Here is a 22600-nt window from a genome sequence, read left to right as displayed (position 1 = left end):
CACTGGATGCGGAATTGGCATCAGCCGCGGGTCGCCGAGCTCTAGCGGCGACGCGAGGAGTTGAATGCGAGGACGAATGGGCAGACGGAGACGCCACGGCAGCTAGGAAACGGTTGTTGCGGACAAAGTGATCGTCACCGGTGATATCTAGTCCGGAATCCCCACTTTTGGGGATGTTTCAGAGCATTCAGAAACGAGGTGGCCACAAGTGGGGGAATTTGTGTGGCCGCCAGGGAGTGAGTTGGCGAGTTGGTGATTCCGGATCGGCCGCTTTGCAACGAGGACTATCCGATGGTCATCAAACTCGCATTTCCTCCAGCTGCCGCGGTGTTCACGCTCAGCGCGCGCTCGACGATCAGGCTTTCCAGCGGGATGGCCGTGTCGCCAGGTGTGAGTGACCGAATGCCCACGATCGGTCCTTCACGGCTCGCCAAGGCTTCATTGACGCTTCGCAGCGAGGGGTCATGGCCATGGTGGAGGACGGCATCGTAGCTGACCGTTGCTGCGCGCCAGTCTTGAGCGCTGGCAACTGACTGCCGGACCTCGAGCGGTAAGGACGCGAGGAGGTTCTCGCTTTTCGCATCCGCTGGCCAAACCGCGGAACTGCCGACCGCGAGCACGGCTGCCAATTGAACCAGCCGATCGGCCTCGTCATCGGCCAGGCACAGCACCGCTTCCCGTGCCAGCAGCGTGTAAACGTTGCGCTCGCCGGTCGGTCCGACAAGAGCGAGTGCGTGACCGCTGCGCGACAGGCCAGCGAAGTGCTTGCATTGATTCGCCAGCGCGTCTTTGCCATGGCGCTGAGCCCACGTCTGCAGGGCTGCCAGGGCAGTAGGCAGTTCGGTGGTGTCGACTTTCCCTGAATTCTTTCCAGGATCCGCGGCCGCCAGTGCACGCGCCATCACGTCCTCCGGCCGCCTTGACAGCATCCGGTACATATAGAGCGGCCCCCCAGCCTTCGGCCCGGTGCCGGAGAGGCCTTCGCCGCCGAAGGGTTGCACACCCACCACCGCGCCGACCATGTTGCGATTGACATAGACGTTGCCGGCGTGCGCGTGCTTGACTACCTGCTCGATCGTCTCGTCGATACGGGTGTGAACGCCCAGCGTGAGGCCGTAGCCGGTGCCGTTGATCTGGCCGATCAATGTGCCCAGGTCGCGGCGGCGATAGCGCACGATGTGCAGCACGGGCCCGAACACTTCGCGCTTGAGTTCCGAGAGGTTGTCAATTTCGATCAAGGTCGGCACGACGAAGGTGCCGTTCCTTGTGGCGCCGTTGACTTCGCGTGCTTGCCTATACACCTTGTGGCCGCGCTGCTGCATCGCCGCGACGTGGCGCTCAATGCCGTCGCGCGCCTCGGCATCGATGACCGGGCCCACATCCACCGCGAGGCTCGCTGGGTTCCCGATGCGGCCTTCGGCCATCGCGCCCTTCAGCATCTCGATCACACGGTCGGCCACGTCGTCTTGCACGCACAGGACACGCAGTGCCGAGCAACGCTGGCCTGCGCTGTCGAACGCCGACGCGATGACATCGGTGACAACCTGTTCGACCAGCGCGGAGGAGTCGACGATCATTGCGTTCTGGCCGCCGGTTTCGGCAATCAGCGGGACCGGGCGGCCGTCGGCGCCGAGACGTGCGGCCAGGGTCTTCTGCAGGATGCGCGCGACCTCGGTCGAGCCAGTGAACATCACGCCTTGCACGCGTGCGTCGCCCACCAGCGCAGCGCCGACAGTCTCCCCGCGACCAGGCAACAGCTGCACGGCAGCTTGCGGAACGCCAGCCTGCCAAAGCATGCGCACGGCCTCCGCGGCCACGAGGGGCGTCTGCTCCGCTGGCTTCGCAAGCACGGGGTTGCCGGCGGCCAGCGCGGCCGCGACCTGGCCCACGAAGATCGCGAGCGGGAAATTCCATGGGCTGATGCAGACCACCGGGCCCAGCGGCCGATGTGTGTCGATCGCGAACTCGCTGCGTGCCTGGGCTGCATAGAAGCGCAGGAAATCCACTGCTTCGCGCACTTCGGCAATGCCATTGGCATACGTCTTGCCGGCTTCGCGCGACAGCAGGCCCAGCAGTCGCGGCATGCCCTCCTCGAGCAGTCGGGCGGCCCGATCGAGCTGCGCTGCGCGCTCGGCCGGCGGCGTCGCTGCCCACGCCGGCGCGACCCGCTGCGCGCTGGCGATCGCTGTATCGACGTCGCTCAGTGCGGCTTCCTGCACCTCCCCAACCAGATCGCGAAGGTCCGATGGATTGCGTACTGGCTCGGTCGTTCGGGCTTCGGAGCCATCCAGCGGCTCGGCAATCAGCGGACCCGCAGTCCACGCTACCGCTGCACTGCCTTGCAGGGATTTCAGGAGCGCGCGCAAGCTGTCGTCGCTGGAGAGATCGAGGCCCTTCGAATTCTCCCTGGCCTCGCCGTACACATCGTGCGGCAACGGGATCGAGGGATGCGGCAAGCCAATGGTGCCCTCGCTGGCTGCCATCTGCCCGACCGTGGCCACCGGGTCTTCCACCAGCGAGTCAATTGCAATCGTCGGATCGGCGATCCTGTTGACGAACGAGGTGTTGGCGCCGTTCTCCAGCAATCGGCGCACCAGGTAAGCCAGCAGCGTTTCGTGCGTGCCGACCGGCGCATAGATCCTGCAGGGACGTCCCAGCTTGCCGGCCTCGAACTTCCCGACGACCTGCTCGTACAAGGGCTCCCCCATTCCGTGCAGGCACTGGAATTCGTATTGACCCGGCGTATAGGTCGCTGGGTCTGCCATTTCATATATTGCGGCGAGCGTGTGCGCGTTGTGGGTCGCGAACTGCGGATAGACCGCATCGGGTGCCCCCAGCAGTTGGCGGGCACAGGCGAGGTACGACACGTCGGTATAGGCCTTGCGCGTATACACCGGGTAGCCCTCGAGGCCATCGACCTGCGCTCGCTTGATTTCGCTGTCCCAGTAGGCGCCCTTCACCAGGCGAACCATCAGGCGATGGCCGCTGCGCCGCGCGAGATCGACGACGAAGTCGATGACGTAGGGGCAGCGCTTCTGGTACGCCTGGATCACGAAGCCGATGCCGTTCCACCCTGAAAGTGCCGGTTCGAAGCAAAGCCTCTCCAGCAGGTCGAGCGAAAGCTCCAGGCGGTCGGCTTCTTCGGCGTCGATGTTCAGCCCGATGTCGTAGCGCCTGGCGAGCAGTGCGAGTTCGCGCAGCACGGGGTAGAGCTCGTCCATCACGCGCCCGTACTGCGCACGTACGTAGCGCGGATGCAGCGCAGAGAGCTTGATGGAGATTCCTGCGCCTTCGTAGACCCCGCGACCGGCCGAGGCCTTGCCGATGGCGTGGATCGCCTGTTCGTAAGCCGCGCGATAGCTCTGCGCATCCTGGGCCGTCAATGCGGCCTCGCCGAGCATGTCGTAGGAGTAACGGAAACCTTCCGCCTCGAGCTTGCGCGCATGCGCCAGCGCCTGCCGGATCGTCTCGCCGGTCACGAACTGTTCGCCCATCATCCTCATCGCCATGTCGACGCCCTTGCGGATCAGGGGCTCGCCGCCCTTTCCGATCAGGCGCGTGAGCGTGGTCGAGAGCCCGGCCTCGCTGTGCGTCGCAACCAGCTTGCCGGTGAGCAGCAGCCCCCAGGTCGCCGCGTTCACGAACACGGACGGGCTGCGTCCAGCATGTGCCTGCCACTGGCCATCGGCGATCTTGTCGCGGATCAGGGCATCGCGCGTGGCCGAGTCGGGAATGCGCAGCAGTGCTTCGGCCAGGCACATCAGCGCGACGCCTTCCTGCGAGGAGAGTGCGTATTCCTGCATCAGACCCTGCACCAAGCCCGCGCGGCCGCTGGCGTTCTTGCGGTTGCGCAGTTGGGAGGCAATGCGGTGCGCCAACTCGTGCGCCTTACCGGCAGCCGCAGGGGCGAGCCGGGCGGCCTCCAGCAAAGGTGGCAGCGCCTCAGGTTCCGGGCTGCGATATGCGGCGGTAATCTTTGCGCGGAGGCTGCCTTTCGCCTGTAGCGCATCCGCGAAGGCCGAGAAAGGAGCGGGCGACGCAACTGGGACGGGATTGTGTGTCATGACTGTAGCTGGTGGTGAATACGTCGATAATGGGGCTAGAACTCCAGAATATTTGTTCGAATATTCACAGACATGCAGAGTAAATCACTATCTCAGGTAGAGCGGCTTCCAGACCTGGACCGTATCGACGTCAAGATCCTCAAGGCGCTGCAAGAAGACGGCAAGATCACCAACCTGAGGCTGGCCGATGCGATCGGCCTGTCGCCCACCGCAGTGTTGGCGCGCGTGCAGCGGCTCACACGCGACGGCTACATCCTCGGCTACGAGGCGAGGCTCAATCCGCTCCTGCTCGGCGCGGGCATGCTGGTGTTCGTCGAGATCTTGCTCGACCGGACCACGCCCAATGTATTCGAGGAGTTCAAGGTGGCCGTGCAGATGCAACCGGCGATCATGGAGTGCCATATGGTCGCTGGCGGCTTCGACTATCTGCTCAAGACGCGAAGCGCCGACATGAACGACTACCGACAGTTTGCGGGCACCGTGCTGTGGCAGTTGCCCGGCGTCCGCGAGACGCGCACGTATGCGGTGATGGAAGAGGTGAAGAACTCGACGCATCTGCATCTTCCGTAGCTGGACTTCGCGCGAAGCCGGGCCTTGATCACGAACTCACGCCTGCCCTCGACCAGTGTTCGAGGTTGAGGCACATATGTTGGTTCGTGCGAGTCGCGGCCACCGAAGGCGCTTTTGCGAGAAGTTTGAGACGCGCTGCAAGCATCGCCCCTGAGCATCGCCACCCTGCGCCCGACGTCGCCTGACCGTGTAGGAGCACCAAGCCTGATCCTGAGCGTATCTGGCCCTGCGGGAGCTGAATGTGGCTGTACGACCGACGAATTGTCATCCCGCGGACGCGACCCGTGAAGCCCGCTGCCTGAAGCCCATCGACCAGCCAGTACCAGTTGTAGGCGGACTCCACCGCCACGTCACGCGTACGCGCAGAACTCCGTCGTAGCCAGTCGCGGCGATCTGCTGCAACAACGCCTTGGCGGTTCGCCGCTCCTCGGGCAGCGCATAGCGGCCAGCAACGCTCACGGTCACGACGAACGGCGCCAGCTTTCGTCGCCACCCAGCCCAGTGCGTCGGTACTTCAGTGGCTAGCAGCCACCACCCCGTACCCGAGTCCCATGGATAAGTGCAAACCCTATGAGGCAATTCCGTCCCCTCGTCTAAACTTTCATTTATAGAGACACTGTACCGATTATAGAGACATGCTTAAAACTCTCGACAAAGCCCTGATGCTGCTGAACCGCTTTACGGTGGACCGTCCTACCTGGGGTGTGCGCGAGCTCGCGGCCGAGGCCGACCTGCACCATTCAGAGGTGCATCGCGTGCTGGTGACCTTTGCCGACAATGGCTTCCTGGTGAAGGACGCTGCGGGGCGCTATGCCCTGGGCCTGAAGCTTTTCGAGCTGGGGCACATCGTCCAGAAGACCTTTTCCGTTGACGAGGTCATCGAGCCCGCGCTCAAGCGCCTGGCGCAGGAGAGTGGCGAGACGGCTTTCTTATCGGTGCTCGACGGCCACGACGGCCTGTGCATCAACGTGGCGAGGAGCCCGCAAACGCTGCGCTTCTCGATCGACCAGGGCCAACGCTTCGCGCTCATCGCCGGTTCGCATGCCAAGGCGATCCTGGCCTTCCAAGGCGACGCCTTCCGCAGGGAGGTTTGCGACCGCGCTGCTCTGAAAGACGTCGCGCTGCTGGAGCGCCAGCTCGCACAGATTCGCGCCGACGGCTGGGCGGCCACGCGCGAGGAAGCGGCCACTGCCGTTGCCGGCGTGTCGGTCCCGATCCGCTCGTCGCGCAACGACGCGGTGATCGGCTCGCTGTCGATCGCCGGACAGATGCACCGCTTCGAGGAGGACGCGATGCCCCGGTTGCTGGGCCTTCTCAAGACAGCGCGCAGCACCGTCGAGTCGGCGGTCGCCCTGAACCGCTGAACAACATCAGTCAATTCCCAAGGAACACCCAGTGCAATCCATCGCAACACCCGCCAACACGGCGCCCCGCGACACCACGCCGGCGCGCACCATGGAGCCGGCGGTGCTCATCATCATCACGGCGCTGTCCGTGTTTGGCGCCATCATCGGCATGCAACTCATCGTGTCGCTCGGCATCTCGGCCAACACGTCGATCATCGGCGCCATGGTGGCGATGGTCGTTGCCCGGCTGCCCATGGCTGTCGCTCGGCGCTTTCGCTCGCTCGACCGCCAGAACCTCGCGCAGACGGCCATCTCTTCGGCGACCTTCGGCGCTGCCAACTCGATCATGATCCCGATCGGCATTCCCTACGTGATGGGCATGCCGGAACTGGTGATGCCGATGCTGATCGGCGTGGCCATCGCGATGGTGGTCGATGCGACCATGCTTTACCGGCTGTTCGGCAGCAAGATATTTCCGGCCACGGGCACCTGGCCGGCCGGCGTTGCCACGGCCGAGACGATCTGGGCCGGCGACCAGGGCGGGCGCAAGGCGGGCTTCCTCGGGGTCGGGTTGGTGGCCGGAGTCGCCGGCGCCTGGGCCGGTATCCCGATGTCGGCATTCGGAGTCGCCTTCCTTGGCAACCTGGCTGCGCTGACAATGTTCGGGGTCGGCCTGCTGGTGCGGGGTTACTCGGTGCCGGTGGCCGGCATCGACATCGCCAAGGCCTACATTCCGCATGGCCTGATGATCGGTGCGGGGCTGGTGGCGCTGGTGCAGGTGGTGGTCGAAATCCGCCGCTCGCAGTCGGCCACGAGCCCGGTCAGCGGCATCGACGTGCCCGCCCGACAGGCAACGCGCGTCCTTGGCGCTGGCTTCGTGGCATACCTTGTCATCGCGCTGCTGATCGTGCTGATGACCGGCCGCGTCTCCGAGCTTCCCATCGGCACCCTGGTGCTCTTCATCGTGTACGCGGCCGTTGCCGCCTACGTGCATGAACTGATCGTCGGCATCGCCGCCATGCACTCCGGCTGGTTTCCGGCCTTCGCGGTAGCGCTGATCACGCTGACTATCGGCATCCTGATCGGCTTTCCGCCGTTCGCGCTGGCAATGCTTGCCGGCTTCTCGGCCGCGACCGGACCAGCCTTCGCGGACATGGGCTACGACCTGAAGACAGGGTTCCTGTTGCGCGGAGAAGGTCGTGACATGCAGGCCGAACTGGAAGGCCGCCGCCAGCAGTTCTTCGCCGCGATGGTGGGCTTCGTGGTCGCCGCGGTGGTCGTCTTCTTCTTTCACGACGGGCTGTTCGCCCGCAACCTGGTGCCACCGATCGATCGCGTCTATGCAGCGTCGATCAAGGCCGGTACTTCCATGGAGATCGCGCGCAACCTTGCGCTGTGGGCGATTCCCGGCGCGATCCTGCAAGCCATCGGCGGTGCGAAGCGGCAACTCGGCGTGCTGCTGTCCACCGGCATGCTGATCGCCGCGCCACTCGCCGGATGGGCCGTGCTTGCGGGCCTGCTGATCCGCTGGGGATTGGCGCGCATGTACGGCAACCGCTTCAACGCAGAAATGAACACCTTTGCTGGTGGCGTGATCGGCGGCGACGCGCTGTTCGGGTTCTTCGGCTCGGTATCGAAATTGGGGAAATGAACGTGGACATCCAGGCCATCCGCTCAGACACGCCATTGCTGGCGTCCACCGTCTACATGGACACCGCGGCCGCTTCGCTGCCGCCCGATGCGGTGTTGGACGCTGTGCGCACCTATGTGCTGGACACGGGCCACATCGGCATCTATCTGCCTGCATTCCGCAAGGCCACCTATGAGCGCGTCGAAGGCGTCCGCCAGCGCCTCGCGCTGTTCCTCGGAGCGCAGCCACAGGAGGTTGCGTTCACGAAGAACGCGACCGAAAGCATCTCGCTGATTGCACGCGGCATCGACTGGCAGCGTGGCGACGAGGTCCTGGTGGCCGACACCGAAATGCTCAGCAACCTGTTGCCATGGCGGCGGCTCGAAGTGACACACGGCGTGGTGGTGAAGATGGTGGCCTCCGACGCCCAGGGGCGCTTGTCCCCCGAGGCCTTTGCGCAGGCCGTGACACCACGCACCCGGCTCCTGACTTTTTCGCACATTCCAAATTCGACGGGCGTGGTCCAGCCGGCGGCGGAGATCTGTGCCGTGGCGCGCAAGCATGGTTTCTGGTCGCTGGTCAACGCGTCGCAAAGCGTCGGCCTGGTCGGCGTCGACGTGGAGCACATCGGTTGCGACTTCCTGGCCGGTTGCGGCCGCAAGGCCCTGCGCGCCACCGAGGGCACCGGCTTCCTGTACATCCGCGAGGCATTGATCGGGTCGATCGAGCCCGTCCTTGCCGGCTGGTGGAATGGCAGCTACGACCGCCAGACCGGTGCGCTGTCTTTCGTGGCCGGTGCGCGCCGCTTCGAGGCGGGTTGTCCGATCGTGCCGTCCATCGTCGGCCTCGGCGCGGCGCTGGACTATGCGACACGGATCGGCATCGAAGCGATCGAGGCCCGCGTGCAGGAATTGACCGCCTATGCGATCGGGCACCTGTCGGGCATCGATGGCTTCGAGCTCTACGGCCCGCCTGACGCCAAGGGCCGCATCGGCATCGTGCCGTTCAACCTGCGGGGCACCGATCCATCGCGCATCGTCGCGGCGCTCGAACAGCAGCATTGCATCATCGAAGCAGGTGGCTTCATGGCGGACGCGATTCTTGCGCGCTATGGCGTGTCGACCATGGCGCGCGTGTCGCTGCACTACTTCAACACGCGCGAGGACATCGACCACATGGTGGCCGCGATCCGCGCGATCCGCGCGATCCGCAATCTTCAACCCATCCACAGGACATCCAAGGAACATTCATGAATCGTCGCATCCTCCTCATGAGCAGTTCGCGCAAGGACACGCTGGGCTACCTCGAACACGCCGGCCAGCAACTGCATGCATTGCTGCGCAACGAGCCGCGCAAGGTGGTGTTCGTGCCCTTTGCCGGCGTCACCTTCAGCTTCGATACGTACGAGGGCATGGTCAAGCCCGTGTTCGAACGCCTCGGCTACGCGCTGGAATCGATTCACCATGCCGACGACCCGCTGCGTGCCATCGAACAGGCCGATGCAATTGCCGTAGGTGGTGGCAACACGTTCGCCTTGCTTGACCGCCTGTATCGCGCGGGTCTGGTCGACGCGATCCGCGCGAAAGTGGCAGAAGGGACGCCCTACGTCGGCTGGAGCGCCGGCTGCAACGTGGCCTGCCCGACCATCAGGACCACCAACGATATGCCGATCGTGCAGCCGCCGTCATTGAGTGCGATGGGCCTGGTGCCTTTCCAGATCAATCCGCATTTCGTCAGCGGCAAGCCAGTCGGCTACAACGGTGAAAGCCGCGAGGAGCGTCTGGCGGAGTTCCTGCACATCAATGCGCCGGAACAGGTGCTTGCACTGCCCGAGGGCACGGCGCTGCACGTCACGGGCGAGCGCGCCACCGTGCTTGGCGAGCGGCCCGCGCTGGTATTCGAATCCGACGGCAGCACCCGTTCGCTGCCGGAGGGCACTACGTTCGACCTCGATCAAGTACGCGGTCCTGCGGCTGGCGCCAACGGGCCAGCGTTTGCTCGCTGATCAACCTGAAAGACAAGAGAATGGCTCTGCAACAAACCCTTGCCGTGTATGAAGCGCTCGACAGCGCCAGCGCCAACGGCCAGACATTCGCGGACATGTTTGCGCCCTATGCCGCCGCTGGCGTGAAGGTCACCGTGACAACGTTGAAAAACGAGGCGCCGGAAGATCCGCGCAAGACCACCGACTTCATATCGATCCTGATTCCCGGCACCGGCGGCAAATCCCAAGGAGGCAGCGCCCGCACCTTGGGCGTGGTCGGCCGCAACGGCGCAGCAGGGGCCTGGCCCTCCCGCACAGGCATGGTGTCGGACGCCGACGGTCCCATCGGTGCACTGGCGGTAGCGCTCAAGCTTGCGCAAATGAAGGCAAGGGGCGACCACCTTCGCGGCGACGTGCTTGTCACCACTCATGTCTCGGCCAATGCGTCGATCACCAACAACGAGGGCATTCCCTTCATGGGCATGCCGGTGTCGTCGGAAACGATGAACCGCTACCAGGTGACGCCCGAGATGGACGCGATCCTGTCCATCGATGCCTCCAAGGGCAATCGCATCGTCAAGCACCGGGGCTTCGCGATTTCTCCGACGGCAATGCAGGGCTACATCCTGCGGGTCGCGCCGGATCTCGTGGCGATCATGGAATCGACCACCGGGCAATCCGCGGTCACGTTCCCAATCACGCTGCAGGACATCACGCCCTACGGCAATGGCCTATACCACTTCAACAGCATCATGCAGCCGCACGTGGCGACTCAGGCACCGGTGGTGGGGGTGGCAGTGACGGCCAGTTCAGTCGTGGGCGGCAGCGACTCGAGCGCCAACCATGAAGTGGACATTGCCGAGGTCGTGCGCTTCTGCATCGAGGTCGGCAAACGCTTCACGAACGACGACGCCAACTATGGATGCGATTTCTTCAACCTGGCGGAATGGGACCTGATGCGTAAGCGTTACGTCGATTTGTCGGTGTTCCAGACCAACGGCCGCGCGGTCTGAGGCCCAGGCCCTCTTTTCGGCTTCAACTACGAAGCCCCCGATGCGCAGGTGACGGCAACATCGCCGTTGCGGCCTGCTGCCCGGACATGTTCGCAGCCTCAAGACCTCGCAGCTCTATACCGTGGTGGAAGCCACGGATGCGAGCCACGGTGAGCCCGCTGCACCGGAGCCCAATTTCCAACCTTGAAGAAACTTGCAAATGAAAAAATCCCTAGTTGCTCTGACTTCCTTGACTGTTGCTGGTGTCGCCTCGGCTCAGTCGTCTGTCACGTTGTTCGGCGTGGTTGACGCGGCAGTCAGCTATTACCAAACCAATAGCAAATTCGTCGGCTTTGCCGGCACACCCGTCCTCAACTTTGTCGGCACCGGCGACCTCAAGCAGAGCCAATGGGCTCTGTCCAACTCGGGCTACAACTCGAGCAAGGTCGGCTTCCGGGGAACGGAAGACCTCGGCGGCGGACTGGCTGCGAGCTTCTGGCTCGAATCGGCTATCACTGCTGACAGCGGCGCTGTCGGCTTGGCCGCGTTCGATCGTCGTTCGACTGTGAGCCTGTCGGGTGGTTTCGGTGAGCTTCGCCTCGGCCGTGATTACACGCCCACGTTCTGGAACGACACCGTGTTCGATTCGTTCAACACCAACGGCGTTGGTGCCAACCTGATCTACACGATGAACGCAGGTCCGCGCTCGCTGGTCGTTGGCCCAGGCGGCGTGAGCGTCAATCGTGGTCTGTTCTCGAACAACAACTACATCCGCGCCAGCAACTCGGTCGGCTACTTCCTGCCGCCGAACCTGGGTGGTTTCTATGGCCAGGTGCAGTACGCCTTCGCCGAATCCATCAAGTACACCCCGGGCGCAACGACTCCCAACGTCTTGAACAGCCAGCGCGCTGGTCGTTACGCCGGTGGTCGCTTCGGCTACGCCAACGGCGGCCTGGACGTTGCTGCTGCCTACGGCGAAAGCACGACCGGCGACGACTACTACGCTGGCTCGACCACCAAGGTCAAGACGGCCAACCTCGGCGCTTCGTATGACTTCGGCGTTGTCAAGCTGTTCGGCGAAATCTCGCGCACCAAGAACGACATCAACTTCGACCCGACCACCTTCGTTACGCCGGTGTTCGGCACGGGCTCGTTCAAGGGTGACGGCTACCTGCTCGGCGCTACCGTGCCGGTCGGTCCTGGCCTGATCCGCGTGGCCTACTCGGCTGTCAAACTGAACTACACGTCGACCCCGACGTTGGCTGCCATCTCGCTGCAAGCGCTGAACCAGGGCGACCCGAAGGCTGACAAGTTCGCGATCGGCTACGTGCACAACCTGTCGAAGCGCACCGCTCTGTACGCAACGGCTGCGTTCGTCAAGAACAAGAATGGCCTGAATCTGACCGCCAACAGCTCCTTCAACTCGTCGACCAGCCCGCAGTTCACCAACACGTTCCTGCTGACCCCGAACGGTGGCTACCAAGCTGACAAGGCCTACGGCTACGACTTCGGTATCCGCCACGCTTTCTGATCTGACGCTTGGCGGCCGCTGTCGCAATAGGAGTATCCAGAAGCTGGGGGGGTGCACTGCCCCGCCCTGCCCGCTTTCAGAAACCGAGATCCCCCCTTTGAGCCCATCCACGGAGCGTCAGGTTTCGCCGGTTCAGCTCCACTTCAGCGTGGAGAGCGGGAGAGCGGACCTTCCGTTCGGCCTCCGCCAGCTTCTCCGGCGGCCAGTTGGACTTCCACAAGCGGCGTCTCCCATTGATCCACTCGCAAGGACGGCAAGTAGTCCTCTGGCGTCTGAGATCGCGTTCGAACCATCACCGCGACGACGAACGCGTTCCCACGTTGAAGGGGGATCTCGTCCACGCTCGTGGCCAGCCGGCCAACGATCTGACCCGACACCGCCTGGACGAATCGCCCCTTCACTTCCACCGCATCTCCAGGTCGTAGTGATGCGATCGCTCGGTGAGTTGGATCCGTCGGCGCCTTGCGCCCGGCGAACCCAATGTCCATGCTGGCCGGTCCCAGCATGACATACCGACGCTCGAGGTCCGCACGATGTAGAGGTCGGACAGCCGGCAACTGATCCTGCACGCCATCCACCGTCCCCAAATCGACGAGACAGGGATTGCGCCCACCCTCCGCCCGCATCAAGGTCAATGACTGCCGCGCCCGCGTCATGGCCACGTAGAGAAGTCGCCGCTCATCTTCCTGATCCCAGCGCCAGTCGGCACAGTCCATCACGATGACGTGATCGAATTCCAGGCCCTTGGCTGCATGCGCGGTCATCAGCTTGACGGCGCTTTCCCGGCCGTCTCGTCGCATCTCTGCTGCCGTCTCGTAGAAGAGTTCGAGCACTTCTGCGGCGGGAACGATGTCCGCCTGAAGCGTCGATGCGATGTCCTCGAGGATGTCCAGCAAGTCCAGCAGCGCGGTATTCCTCGGTTGCGCCCGCCGTTGCCAATTCACGTGCCTGCGCAATGCGCCAAGACGGATCATGCGCAGCTGGCGCCGTCGAAGCGCTCGGGCCAGTGCCCAGCCTTCACGTGTGCGCATGAGCGAGATCTGGCCCTTGGCTGCCTCCGGACCCGTGACCTCGAAGAGCAGCCCTTCGACATCGCAGATGGCCCTCATCTTCTCCAGCGGAGCGTGTGTGCGACAGAGCACCGCGATCTCGGAGAGCTTGACTGCCGGGTCGATGCGTCGGATGCGCTGGATCTCGGCGTAGACCAGTTGGGCCTGGAGGTTCGGATCGGCCGGACTGGTGATCAGGCGCACCGCGCCGCGACTCTCCTTGTCGACTTCGGCCCACCGCCCGCCGGGCGGATCATCCTTGCGCCGGGCGTCGATCCGGATGGGGTGATCGATCTTCATCCGGTCGGCCCCGCGCTGGATCACGTGATTGGCCGCCGAGATGATGTTCTGGGTGGAGCGGAAGTTCTCCACCAGGTAGGTGAGCTCGCCTTCGTAGTCGCTCTGGAAGCGCCGGATGAACTCGATGTTCGCGCCCTTGAAGGAATAGATGTTCTGGTCATCGTCGCCCACCGCCATGATGCTCAGCTTGGTGTCGGCGTCGGCGCGCCGGCGCCCAGCCAAGGCGCTGACGAGGGCGTACTGCTGCTCGTCGATGTCCTGGTACTCGTCGACGAAGATGTACTCATAGCCCTGTAGCAGTCGATCCCGGATCTCGTCCGCGTCGGTCAGGGCCGAACTCCTGCCTTCGAGAAGATCGACGGCGTCCTGGAGCATCTTGCCGAAGTCGATGTTGATTGCGGTGCGCTCGGCCCCAGCGAGGCTGGTGCCGGTCAGGCGCAGCGCCATGGCGTGGTAGGTCATGACGAGCACGCCCCGCGCGTCTTCGCCGGCCAGGGCCAGCAGGCGCCGGCGCAGCTGGATCGCCGCGCCTCGGTTGTAGGCGAGCGCGATGATGCGGCCTGGGCTCACGCGCAGCACCCGCAACAGGTAGGCGATGCGATGCACGATCACCCGCGTCTTGCCTGACCCGGGGCCGGCCAGGACCAGGTGGTTTCCGGTCCTGGCCCGGGTGACCAGTGCCTCTTGCACAGGATGCTGGAGATCGTCCACGATTCGCCGATAGGACTCATCGGTGGTCTTGCGCTCCAGCAGGTCGGTCCGTCCGCGGAAGAACTCCCTGATGAACTGCTTGTGCGGCAGAGTGAAATACGCCTTGACCAGGCGCAGCGCCTGCGCCGGATCTTCCACACCGAGCTTGGCGTACTCGTGCATGACGTGGGTCTGCAGGGTTCGTTCCTTGTAGAACTCCTCCAACGGCGCGAAGGCAGCCTGGTTGAAGCGTCGGGATGTGTCCCCCTCCATCCGGATGGTCATTGCCGAGCGGAAGATCGAGCGCCCTTTGTCCAGTTCCAGAACTCGCGTCTGGTGCAGGTACAGCAGCGCATGCTCCAGTGCAACCTCTGGCTCACGCAGCTGGACCTTGAGCGCCAGGTCGTCGGTGAGCGCATCGATCAACGCCTGCGCCTTGCACTCCACCAGGAAGGCGCTTTTGACGCCGTCCGGGACTTCGGCCAGCAGCCGCGTGAGGGTGACTTGAGCGACGGCGCGTCGCAGTTCGCAGATCCGCCGGATCTGCGACCACGGGCGACGCAAGGTCACGCGCAAGGTGTCGTCACCGAGCGTTTGCAGCTGGATCATGCCGCGCTTGTCATTGCCGGAGCCGAATCCATCGGCCATCGTTCTCAGACAGGCTCGTACCTGCGTGGGGTCCACTTGCACCGCCTCGTCTTCATGCTTGAGCCGACTGCGCAGTTCCGTACAGACGGCCCGCAGATTCAGGTGCTGTTGGGCATCATCCTGATCGGCGTCGGGTGCGTACTCCGCCATGAGCTCGAGGAGTTCCCTTTCCAGGGCGCAGAGGAACTCGAGGCGGGACGCGGATGCCCCTCGAACGCCGCGTATCAGGCGCACCGTCAGCCCGAGGTCGTTGACGAGAATCCCCAGCTTGGCCAGCTGGTGGACGATCCGAAAGCATTCCTCCGGCTGGATGCCGGCATCGAGCATGAGTTCGTCGGTGCTCAGGCCCTCGGGCGTGTCGGAGCGAAACAGCGCCGTGGCGACGGCCAGGAACTTCTGCTGGACGCTGGCCGACAGGTTGGCCTTGTCGATGCGGTCCTTGGCTTCCTGCAGCGATGCCACCCGCAGGCTCGCAGGAAACACCTTGGTCGCGTTCTCGTTGCGCGCGAGAAAGCTGTTCCGCTCGAGCCAGGCGATGGCGGTGGTCACCTTGGTGGAGGCGTCCGGTGCGTCGATGTCGATCCCGGTCCCGCTGCTTTGCGCGAGAAGCTCCTTGGCCGAGACGACGATCTCGTCCTTGCCCAACTTCCTGGCTTGGCCGCGCAGGGCGCGCAGCAGTCCGACGAAATCCCGCTGCGACAGCTGGGAGGACGAGGAGAGCCGGAACTGCGTTTCCACGTCCTGGGGATCAAAGAGCAGAACGCATCGGGCTTGCGTGCCGTCGCGCCCTGCCCTGCCCGCTTCCTGCAGGTAGTTCTCGAGCGAACCGGGGATCTCCGCGTGGATGACCAGCCGGACGTTGGGCTTGTCCACCCCCATGCCAAAGGCGTTGGTGGCCGCGATCACCTGCAACTCACCCTCCAGGAACCTGCGCTGGGTGTCCTTGCGCAACTCGGAGCTCAGGCCTCCGTGATAGCAGGCGCAGGAGATGCCTTGTTGCGCAGCGATCCGCGCGAAGGTCTCGGCGCTCTTTCGGGTGGCGCAGAACACCACGGCGGCGTCTTCCTTGCGCAGGCCATCGCGCAGCAACTCGACGATGCGCTGGGGCTTCTCCCCGCCCGCGGTGGGCACCACGGCGTAGGACAGGTTCGTTCGCTCGTGGCCGCCCAGGAAAGTCTTCAGCTCGATCTGCAGGCTTTCCTGGAAGTGATTGCACAGATCCTCGATGACGTCGGGCTTGGCCGTGGCGGTGAAACAGGCAATGGGCGCCTGACCCGGGAACTGCTCCCGAACAAAGCGGGAGACGTAGAGATAGTCCGTGCGGAAGTCGTGCCCCCACTTGGACAGGCAGTGCGCCTCGTCGAACACCCAGGCGGCGATCTCGCGCATCCGGATCGCCTCGACGAAGGTACGACTTCGGAACTGCTCGGGAGACACCAGCAGGATGCCGATGTCGCCCAGGCGCACGCGCTCCAGCACATCACGTCGCTCCAACGGGGTGAGCATTCCGTTGACAGTGGCCGCGCACTGGATGTCGGCCTTCATGAGGTTCTCCACTTGGTCGCGCATCAGCGACTGCAGCGGGGAGATGACGACGGTCAAACGGCCGGAGCGGCGATAGTGGACCAGAGCGGGAAGCTGATAGCAGATGGACTTGCCGCCACCGGTGGGCAGCACGGCCAGCAAGCTCTCGCGCGCCAAGCCGGCGCTGACGATGGCGCGTTGCAGGGACGTGCCATCGGTCGCGGCTGGATGTGCCCGGAAGCCCGGCTTGCCAAACAGCGCCGACAGGAGCGACTCGGGGTGGTGGTTGTGGCGGCAGTACGGGCAGTCGGCTTGGCCGCAGTCGATCTCGCGCAACTCGGCGATCATCTGCCGGACGTCGGGCAGCTCGTGAAAGACCCAATGAGGCAGGATGGAGTTGCCGCCGGAGACCCGGATCCAGCCGAGGGCGAAGGCGACGGACCACGGGTCGTGCCCGTCGAATGGCTGCGCGACTTCCGCCGTCAGCTGGCGCAGGCGAGTGGCGCAGCATCGACCGGCGAAGCGGGTCGCTACGATGTGCCCGGCCGTCTCACCGGTGGGCGCCGTCTCTTCCCGGACTTGGGACAACAGCGTGGCCATGGCTTCATCGTCGCGCAAGAGGAAGTGCAGGAGCGCGAGCCACCAGGGCTCCTGCCCATGCGTTTCCAGCAGCGCCACGACGGCCTCCTCGAACACATTGAGCGCTACCCGCGCATCCCTTGTCGGGTTGTTGCGCTCATCGGTGAGCAGCTTGTAGCCCTTGACCAGCCGGTGATAGGGATTGCTGGGAAAGGCGAGTGCCGACAACTCGAGGGTGTCCAGCACCGGCCAATGCAGGCATTCGAGTTGTGGCAATTGCTCGCGCAGCAGAGGCAAATCATGGCGCCGCAGGTTGTGCCCCAGCAGTACCCTGCCCTCGCGCGCAAAGCGGTTCAGGGCGGCAACAACCGAGGACGCCTTGGCGGGCGAACAGGCGCCGTTGAAAGCGTCCGCGTTGTCGGAGCGCACGGCGCCGACGGCGAAGATCCGATTGCCCAGTTCGGGATGAGCTTCGACATCGATGGAAACAAGTCGACCCTCGGCGGCAATGCGCCGAGCACGAGCGCGCAAGGAATCGACGACAGGCGTATCCAACGGGAACGCAGCCAAAGGCTGGCATGAGAGGAAGCGGTCACTTGTATCAGACAGTGAGTTGCTTCGACAAGAGGGCGGTCTTCGCTGCCCGATGAGAGTAGCCAGATCCGAGGGGTGTGCGCCGCAGCAAACCTAAGGCGGATCTTTTTGCGGGCAGCGCCGCCACGGCGGCCGCCGCCAGGGATTGATTTTCGAGGCCGGAAGGTTCAAATTGAGTGGCAGGAGCCGCTTCCATGCCAGCCGTGCGCCATGCCGCCGTCGAAGGCCTGTTCTATCCGTCCGCGCCGACCGCGCTGCGGGAACAGGTGGAGGGCTTTTTGCATGACATCGGCCCCGAGGCCGAGGCTGTACATCCACGCGCGAAGCTGCTGATCGCGCCGCACGCGGGCTATGCCTATTCCGGCGCGATCGCCGCGAGTGCCTATGCTCTGCTGCGACGCACGCACACACCAGCCATTCGCCGTGTGGTGCTACTGGGGCCCGCGCACCGCGTGTGGGTGAACGATCTCGCTGCAGCGGAGGTCGACGCCTTCCAGACGCCGCTCGGGCGGGTGCCCATCGATCGCGAGACGCTCGACCGCCTCGCCGATCTGCCGCAGGTGATCCGCAGCGACCGGGCCCATGCGCAGGAGCATTCGCTCGAAGTGCAGTTGCCCTTCCTGCAGGCGACGCTCGGGCAGTTCACGCTCGTGCCGTTGGTGGTCGGCGACACAGGTGCGCAGGCCGTGGCCGAGGTGCTCGAACGGCTCTGGGGCGGCGACGAGACATTGATCGTCATCAGCTCCGACCTCTCGCACTACCTGCCGTACGCCAAGGCGAAGACGGTTGACCATGCCACCGTGCAGCGCATCCTGCGGTTCGATGCGGGACTCACGCCGCACGAAGCCTGCGGCTGCGAGGCGATCAACGGTGCCCTGCGCGCTGCACGCCATCACGGCCTGAAGCCGCGCCTGCTCGACCTGCGTAACTCCGGCGACACCGCCGGCGGCCATGACCGCGTGGTCGGCTACACGGCGATCGCGTTCGAGGCATGAGTGCGATGGACGCGCCCGCACGCTGGTGGCATCGCCTGGACGACGGCCGCATCCAGTGCGACCTGTGCCCGCGCGACTGCCGGCTGCACGAGGGCCAGCGCGGCATGTGCTTCGTGCGGCAGCGCGTCGATCACGCGATGGTGCTTACCACTTACGGACGCAGCTCGGGCTTCTGCATCGACCCGATCGAGAAGAAGCCTCTCAACCACTTCCTGCCCGGCAGCAGCGTGTTGAGCTTCGGCACGGCGGGCTGCAATCTCGCGTGCAAGTTCTGTCAGAACTGGGACATCTCGAAGAGCCGCGAATTCGACCGGCTCATGGATGCGGCATCCCCCGAGCGCATTGCGCAGGCCGCGAGCGAAAGCGGCGCCGACAGCGTGGCCTTCACCTACAACGACCCGGTCATCTTTGCCGAGTACGCGATGGACACCGCCGACGCCTGCCACGCATTCGGCATTCGCAGCGTAGCAGTGACCGCCGGCTACATGCACGCCGACGCGCGCCGCGCGTTCTACGACCGGATGGACGCCGCGAACGTCGACCTCAAGGGCTTCACCGAGCGCTTCTATTTCCAGCAGACCGGCGCGCATCTCGCGCCGGTGCTCGATACGCTGCAGTACCTGCGCCACGAAACCCGCTGCTGGTTCGAGATCACGACGCTGCTCATTCCGGGCCACAACGACGACAACGCCGAGATCGATGCGATGACACGATGGATCGCGGACCATCTCGGTCCCGACGTGCCATTGCACTTCACGGCCTTCCATCCGGACTACAAGATGCTCGACGTGGAACCGACCCCACCGGCCACGCTCAAGCGCGCTCGCGCGATCGCGCTCGCCAACGGCCTGCGATACGTCTACACCGGCAACGTGCACGACGTCGAAGGCGGAACCACCTTCTGCCCCTCGTGCCGCGAGCCCCTGGTGAAGCGCGACTGGTACCTGGTGCTGGATTGCCGAATCGACGAACACGGCGCATGTCCGCATTGCGGCACGCCCATTGCCGGCCGCTTCGGCGCATTCAAGAGCGGCTTCGGGCGCCGGCGAATTCCGGTGCGACTGGCGGCGTAGTCAACCGAACTGGATGCCTTGTGCGAACGGCAGCTCGGTCGAGTAGTTGATAGTGTTGGTCGCGCGCCGCACGGACTGGTTCCAGGCATGGGAGCCAATTTCGCGGTACCCGCCGCCCTGCGTGGTGTGAGCTCGGCTTTGGTGCAATTTGTGGCGGTTGGCGATGGCGAGGGCCTGCTACTCGCTGGAGAACTGCCCTGGTCGAACTTCGGCCCAGGTCTTTGATGTGCAACCGGAAAATCCGCTCAAGCGCCACAAATTGCATCGAAACCGAGATCACCCCAAATCACACTGCATCCTCGTCACATGAACAATAGCCCCGGAACGACTGACCGTCGCTCCGTCCTGATGGCCATCCGGACCGACAGCGCTCCGCGTACCCGGGCCTTCGGGTTCTGGAGGAAGAAGACGCTGCCGTCCTTTTCGGTCGAGAGGAATCCATTCGGCCGCGTTCAGCCTTGCCGTCCAGGAAGACGGAGGCAAAGAGGGGCGCTCCGGCGTTCGACTACTCGTCTCGGTCTCGAGAACGCGGAAGTAACCAGCTGAACGGCAGCATCAGCAAACGCAGCTGACTGGCGAACTGTTCGCTGGCCTGCATGGCCATTCGCTCGTAAGCGCTGCCGTCGAGCTCGCCGTCAAACTTCTCCGAAACGAGTTTGCCGTCTGTTAGCCGCGTCGTACTGGACTTGACGCGGGTTCGGCCGCCAAAACTGGAAATCTCGGTAATCGAGTAGGCGAAGGTTGTGAAAGGTGCGGTTCTGGTGGGCTCCACGACCTCCCACTCTTGAGCCTCCGCTTCGCGAAGCGCGGTGTCGCTTTTAACGATGATGGATCGATTGCTCATGGGGCAGCTCCTCAACGACTGCCTTGAATGCTACCCAATGCAGGCCGTGTTCGCTTGCATTGCAACGATCTGGCGGCCGAATCGGGGAATCGGGCCCCACCGCTGAACAACTTCGACGAGGCGCTTGTTGGCACAAGCAAGTGCATCATCACCATGCCGACCAAAAGCGCGCCGAGGGCCGCGGGGGCGGCGAGCACGGCACCGACCTGGCCGAGGCCGACTTGACGCAGGAGCCGGACGATTGGCGCGATGGCGAGGCTCAAGATCAGCGCAAGGGTGATCGGCACCAGTACCTCGCGTCCGAAGTAGAGGAGGGCCAGCACCGCGGTCCCCGAGAGAATCGCCAACGCGACTTCGTGTCCCACGGAGGCCGGTGGTGGCTGGGGATCGGGCGTTGCTCATTGGCCGCAAAGTCGCCCTTGCGCAACTTGACCGACGTGTCGAGTCAGTCATCACAAGTTCCTTTCGCATACATGCTTCGCGGACGGCATGACGACCTGCGAGACGGGCAGCTTGACTGAGCCGACGGGACCCGCGCTTCGTAAGAGCGGCCCAATGTGGGGCTGCGTGGCCATCTCGAGCAGTCCCGCGTCGCATCGAGATTTCGGGCTCGGCTTTGACGATAGCGCCGTCCATAGTCGTGAAGTAGCAAGGATGGTTCTTCCACATTTGATGTGACGAGCGGCCCCTTCCAGTTGGGGTGCAGCGTTCAATGGAAGTATGCAAGGCAAGCTTCCACGGCGGCTGCGGGAACCTTGGGGCTGACTTGAACGTCGAGTTCGGGTGTTTCGTTCATCTACTGGATCAACCGATCGGCCCGCACCAGCATCGATTGCGGGATGGTGAGCCCGATCGCACCCGCCGTTTTCAGGTTCAACACCAGCTCGAAAGTGGTGGGCCGCTCGATCGGCAAATCCGCCGGCTTCGCACCCTTTGCAATGCGATCGACATACCAAGCGAGTCGCGCATAGGAATCGACCAGGCGCGGCCCGTAGGTGCAGAGCGCCCCGCTGTCGGCGAATACGGGCCAGCCCGACATTACCGGTAGTTTGCGCGTCGTCGCGAAGTCGATGATCTGCCTCCGGTTCGCCACCGCGAAACCATCGCTGAAGATCGACAGTGCGCGCGCCGGCGAGGCCGCCATTGCGTTCAGTGCGGCAGTGAGCTCGGTGGGCGTTCGGGCCGGGAAGTAATGGGCGCGCAGCCCTAGCCGCCGGGCCGCAGTGTCGGTGTAGTGATGCTCCAACTGCGAGCCCGGGTGTTCTGGGTTTGCCACGACGGCAACGTCGCGCAGGGCCGGCACCATTTCGCGCAACATCTCGAGCCGCTTGCCGTTGAGCTCCTCTGCCATGAAAGTGAGGCCGGTCATGTTGACGCCTGGGTGCGCGAGACTTTGCGCGAAGCCGGCCATCACGGGGTCGCCACTGAAGACGTAGGCCACCGGCTCGCTCACCGGAAGTTGGCTGATGATGCTCACCGCGGTGCCTTGGGCCAGCAGGATGTCGACCGGAATACGCTCGAGTTCCTCGACCAGCTCGGGTACCTTCTCTTCCGAATCGTTGCCGTATCGGAACTCGATCTGCAGGTTGCGGCCCTCCACATAACCCAGTTGAACCAGCGCCGCGCGCAGCGCCGCGATGTAGGGCGTCAGGCTGGCCTGCGTCTGTGCCGTGACCCAACCGAGCCGCAGCACCTTGCTGTCGGCCGCAAGAATCCGCGAACTGCTTTGCATCAACGCAAGGGCTAACGCGGTACCCAGGACCATGCGTCGTTTCATGGAAGTGAGCGTGCGCCTTTCAACGGGCGCGCGCAAGGCAGAAATCTCACCACCCTCACTGTTTTCGGTCGGGGCCAACAGCGCTGATCGACTTGATCACGTAACACATGTAATACGGGAGGCAAACACCCCCAGCACTGGCTTGCGAAGCTTTCGGAAGCGATGACAAAACTGGCTGGACCAACACCCAGATGCCTGTTTTTCGTGCCGGCTGCTCCTTTAGGCTCAAGCCATCAATCTGCTGAGGACAGGGTGTGCGGATCTCATCGAGGCTGCGGGCGTGTTTCGGCGTGCCCATCGGCAAGCCGTATACATGCATGCAGACCGTTTGACGTCACCGAAAAGAGCTTGCAAAAGGCGCCGGGTCCATACATGCACGAAAAATGAGCACTCCGGTCAGAAAGACGAAA

The 22600-nt window shown here is 64.1% G+C and carries 15 protein-coding genes and 1 pseudogene; 10 read left to right on the top strand and 6 right to left on the bottom strand.

Annotation, left to right across the window (positions count from 1 at the left end; translation table 11 throughout):
• Positions 1 to 284: 284 nt before the first annotated feature.
• Positions 285 to 4064 carry a trifunctional transcriptional regulator/proline dehydrogenase/L-glutamate gamma-semialdehyde dehydrogenase gene (putA, locus tag WKW80_RS10745; RefSeq protein WP_340363561.1) on the bottom strand — a complete coding sequence of 1260 codons (3780 nt, stop codon included), beginning with the start codon at positions 4062 to 4064 and terminating at the stop codon, positions 285 to 287.
• A 72-nt stretch (positions 4065 to 4136) separates the two neighbouring features.
• On the opposite strand from putA, the gene WKW80_RS10740 reads away from it, so the two are divergent.
• The 7 genes from WKW80_RS10740 to WKW80_RS10710 all read left to right on the top strand — a co-directional run bounded on the left by WKW80_RS10740 (position 4137) and on the right by WKW80_RS10710 (position 12117).
• On the top strand, positions 4137 to 4634 hold the full coding sequence (locus tag WKW80_RS10740) for a winged helix-turn-helix transcriptional regulator (protein ID WP_340363560.1): 498 nt from the start codon (positions 4137 to 4139) through the stop codon (positions 4632 to 4634).
• Between the two features lie 635 nt (positions 4635 to 5269).
• Positions 5270 to 5998 carry an IclR family transcriptional regulator gene (locus tag WKW80_RS10735; RefSeq protein ID WP_340363559.1) on the top strand — a complete coding sequence of 243 codons (729 nt, stop codon included), beginning with the start codon at positions 5270 to 5272 and terminating at the stop codon, positions 5996 to 5998.
• A 91-nt stretch (positions 5999 to 6089) separates the two neighbouring features.
• The gene (locus tag WKW80_RS10730) at positions 6090 to 7631 is read left to right on the top strand and encodes an OPT/YSL family transporter (protein WP_340363819.1); all 1542 of its coding nucleotides are present in this window, start codon (positions 6090 to 6092) and stop codon (positions 7629 to 7631) included.
• Positions 7632 to 7633: 2 nt separating this feature from the next.
• Complete coding sequence (locus tag WKW80_RS10725) at positions 7634 to 8863, top strand: aminotransferase class V-fold PLP-dependent enzyme (protein ID WP_422822894.1); 1230 nt, start codon at positions 7634 to 7636, stop codon at positions 8861 to 8863.
• Positions 8860 to 9615 (top strand): dipeptidase PepE, encoded by a 756-nt coding sequence (gene pepE, locus WKW80_RS10720; RefSeq protein ID WP_340363557.1) that lies wholly within the window; start codon positions 8860 to 8862, stop codon positions 9613 to 9615. Before WKW80_RS10725 ends, pepE begins: the two co-directional genes overlap by 4 nt.
• 20 nt (positions 9616 to 9635) lie before the next feature.
• The gene (locus WKW80_RS10715; RefSeq protein ID WP_340363556.1) at positions 9636 to 10607 is read left to right on the top strand and encodes a DUF1177 domain-containing protein; all 972 of its coding nucleotides are present in this window, start codon (positions 9636 to 9638) and stop codon (positions 10605 to 10607) included.
• A gap of 199 nt (positions 10608 to 10806) precedes the next feature.
• Positions 10807 to 12117 carry a porin gene (locus tag WKW80_RS10710; protein ID WP_340363555.1) on the top strand — a complete coding sequence of 437 codons (1311 nt, stop codon included), beginning with the start codon at positions 10807 to 10809 and terminating at the stop codon, positions 12115 to 12117.
• A gap of 143 nt (positions 12118 to 12260) precedes the next feature.
• Here the strand turns inward: WKW80_RS10710 and WKW80_RS10705 are convergent, their stop codons facing one another.
• The gene (locus WKW80_RS10705) at positions 12261 to 17006 is read right to left on the bottom strand and encodes a RecQ family ATP-dependent DNA helicase (RefSeq protein ID WP_340363554.1); all 4746 of its coding nucleotides are present in this window, start codon (positions 17004 to 17006) and stop codon (positions 12261 to 12263) included.
• Here WKW80_RS10705 and WKW80_RS10700 point away from each other — a divergent pair.
• The 3 genes from WKW80_RS10700 (at position 16986) to amrS (ending at position 19569) form a co-directional block, all read left to right on the top strand.
• A complete protein-coding gene (locus WKW80_RS10700) occupies positions 16986 to 17489 on the top strand; it encodes a hypothetical protein (RefSeq protein WP_340363553.1) in 504 nt (167 codons plus the stop codon). The two genes, WKW80_RS10705 and WKW80_RS10700, sit on opposite strands and share 21 nt — an antisense overlap.
• 206 nt (positions 17490 to 17695) lie before the next feature.
• Complete coding sequence (gene amrB / locus WKW80_RS10695; RefSeq protein ID WP_340363552.1) at positions 17696 to 18496, top strand: AmmeMemoRadiSam system protein B; 801 nt, start codon at positions 17696 to 17698, stop codon at positions 18494 to 18496.
• Positions 18493 to 19569: an AmmeMemoRadiSam system radical SAM enzyme gene (gene amrS / locus WKW80_RS10690; protein WP_340363551.1), complete on the top strand. Its 1077-nt coding sequence runs from the start codon at positions 18493 to 18495 to the stop codon at positions 19567 to 19569. Before amrB ends, amrS begins: the two co-directional genes overlap by 4 nt.
• Here the strand turns inward: amrS and WKW80_RS10685 are convergent.
• The 4 genes and pseudogenes from WKW80_RS10685 to WKW80_RS10670 form a co-directional block, all read right to left on the bottom strand.
• Positions 19570 to 19683, bottom strand: a pseudogene (locus tag WKW80_RS10685) (aldehyde dehydrogenase); the annotation flags it as partial.
• A gap of 391 nt (positions 19684 to 20074) precedes the next feature.
• Positions 20075 to 20413 carry a hypothetical protein gene (locus WKW80_RS10680; protein WP_340363550.1) on the bottom strand — a complete coding sequence of 113 codons (339 nt, stop codon included), beginning with the start codon at positions 20411 to 20413 and terminating at the stop codon, positions 20075 to 20077.
• Positions 20414 to 20424: 11 nt separating this feature from the next.
• Positions 20425 to 20760, bottom strand: a complete 336-nt coding sequence (locus WKW80_RS10675; RefSeq protein WP_340363549.1) for a hypothetical protein — start codon at positions 20758 to 20760, stop codon at positions 20425 to 20427.
• Between the two features lie 449 nt (positions 20761 to 21209).
• Complete coding sequence (locus WKW80_RS10670; RefSeq protein WP_340363548.1) at positions 21210 to 22190, bottom strand: ABC transporter substrate-binding protein; 981 nt, start codon at positions 22188 to 22190, stop codon at positions 21210 to 21212.
• Between the last annotated feature and the right edge of the window lie 410 nt (positions 22191 to 22600).

This window comes from Variovorax humicola (assembly GCF_037889915.1).
In the GTDB taxonomy this organism is placed as follows: Bacteria; Pseudomonadota; Gammaproteobacteria; order Burkholderiales; family Burkholderiaceae_C; genus Variovorax; species Variovorax humicola.
The sequence above is the reverse complement of the archived record's forward strand: the minus strand, read 5'-3'. Positions and strand labels throughout refer to the sequence as shown.

What these genes read in the sequence shown, in the direction of transcription:
- WKW80_RS10670 (WP_340363548.1), bottom strand. Translation starts at nt 22,190, where the DNA reads ATGAAACGACGCATGGTCCTGGGTACCGCGTTAGCCCTTGCGTTGATG.
- amrB (WP_340363552.1), top strand. Translation starts at nt 17,696, where the DNA reads ATGCCAGCCGTGCGCCATGCCGCCGTCGAAGGCCTGTTCTATCCGTCC.
- WKW80_RS10740 (WP_340363560.1), top strand. Translation starts at nt 4,137, where the DNA reads ATGCAGAGTAAATCACTATCTCAGGTAGAGCGGCTTCCAGACCTGGAC.
- WKW80_RS10710 (WP_340363555.1), top strand. Translation starts at nt 10,807, where the DNA reads ATGAAAAAATCCCTAGTTGCTCTGACTTCCTTGACTGTTGCTGGTGTC.
- WKW80_RS10715 (WP_340363556.1), top strand. Translation starts at nt 9,636, where the DNA reads ATGGCTCTGCAACAAACCCTTGCCGTGTATGAAGCGCTCGACAGCGCC.
- putA (WP_340363561.1), bottom strand. Translation starts at nt 4,064, where the DNA reads ATGACACACAATCCCGTCCCAGTTGCGTCGCCCGCTCCTTTCTCGGCC.
- WKW80_RS10700 (WP_340363553.1), top strand. Translation starts at nt 16,986, where the DNA reads ATGCGTTTCCAGCAGCGCCACGACGGCCTCCTCGAACACATTGAGCGC.
- WKW80_RS10680 (WP_340363550.1), bottom strand. Translation starts at nt 20,413, where the DNA reads ATGAGCAATCGATCCATCATCGTTAAAAGCGACACCGCGCTTCGCGAA.
- pepE (WP_340363557.1), top strand. Translation starts at nt 8,860, where the DNA reads ATGAATCGTCGCATCCTCCTCATGAGCAGTTCGCGCAAGGACACGCTG.
- WKW80_RS10730 (WP_340363819.1), top strand. Translation starts at nt 6,090, where the DNA reads ATGGAGCCGGCGGTGCTCATCATCATCACGGCGCTGTCCGTGTTTGGC.
- amrS (WP_340363551.1), top strand. Translation starts at nt 18,493, where the DNA reads ATGAGTGCGATGGACGCGCCCGCACGCTGGTGGCATCGCCTGGACGAC.
- WKW80_RS10735 (WP_340363559.1), top strand. Translation starts at nt 5,270, where the DNA reads ATGCTTAAAACTCTCGACAAAGCCCTGATGCTGCTGAACCGCTTTACG.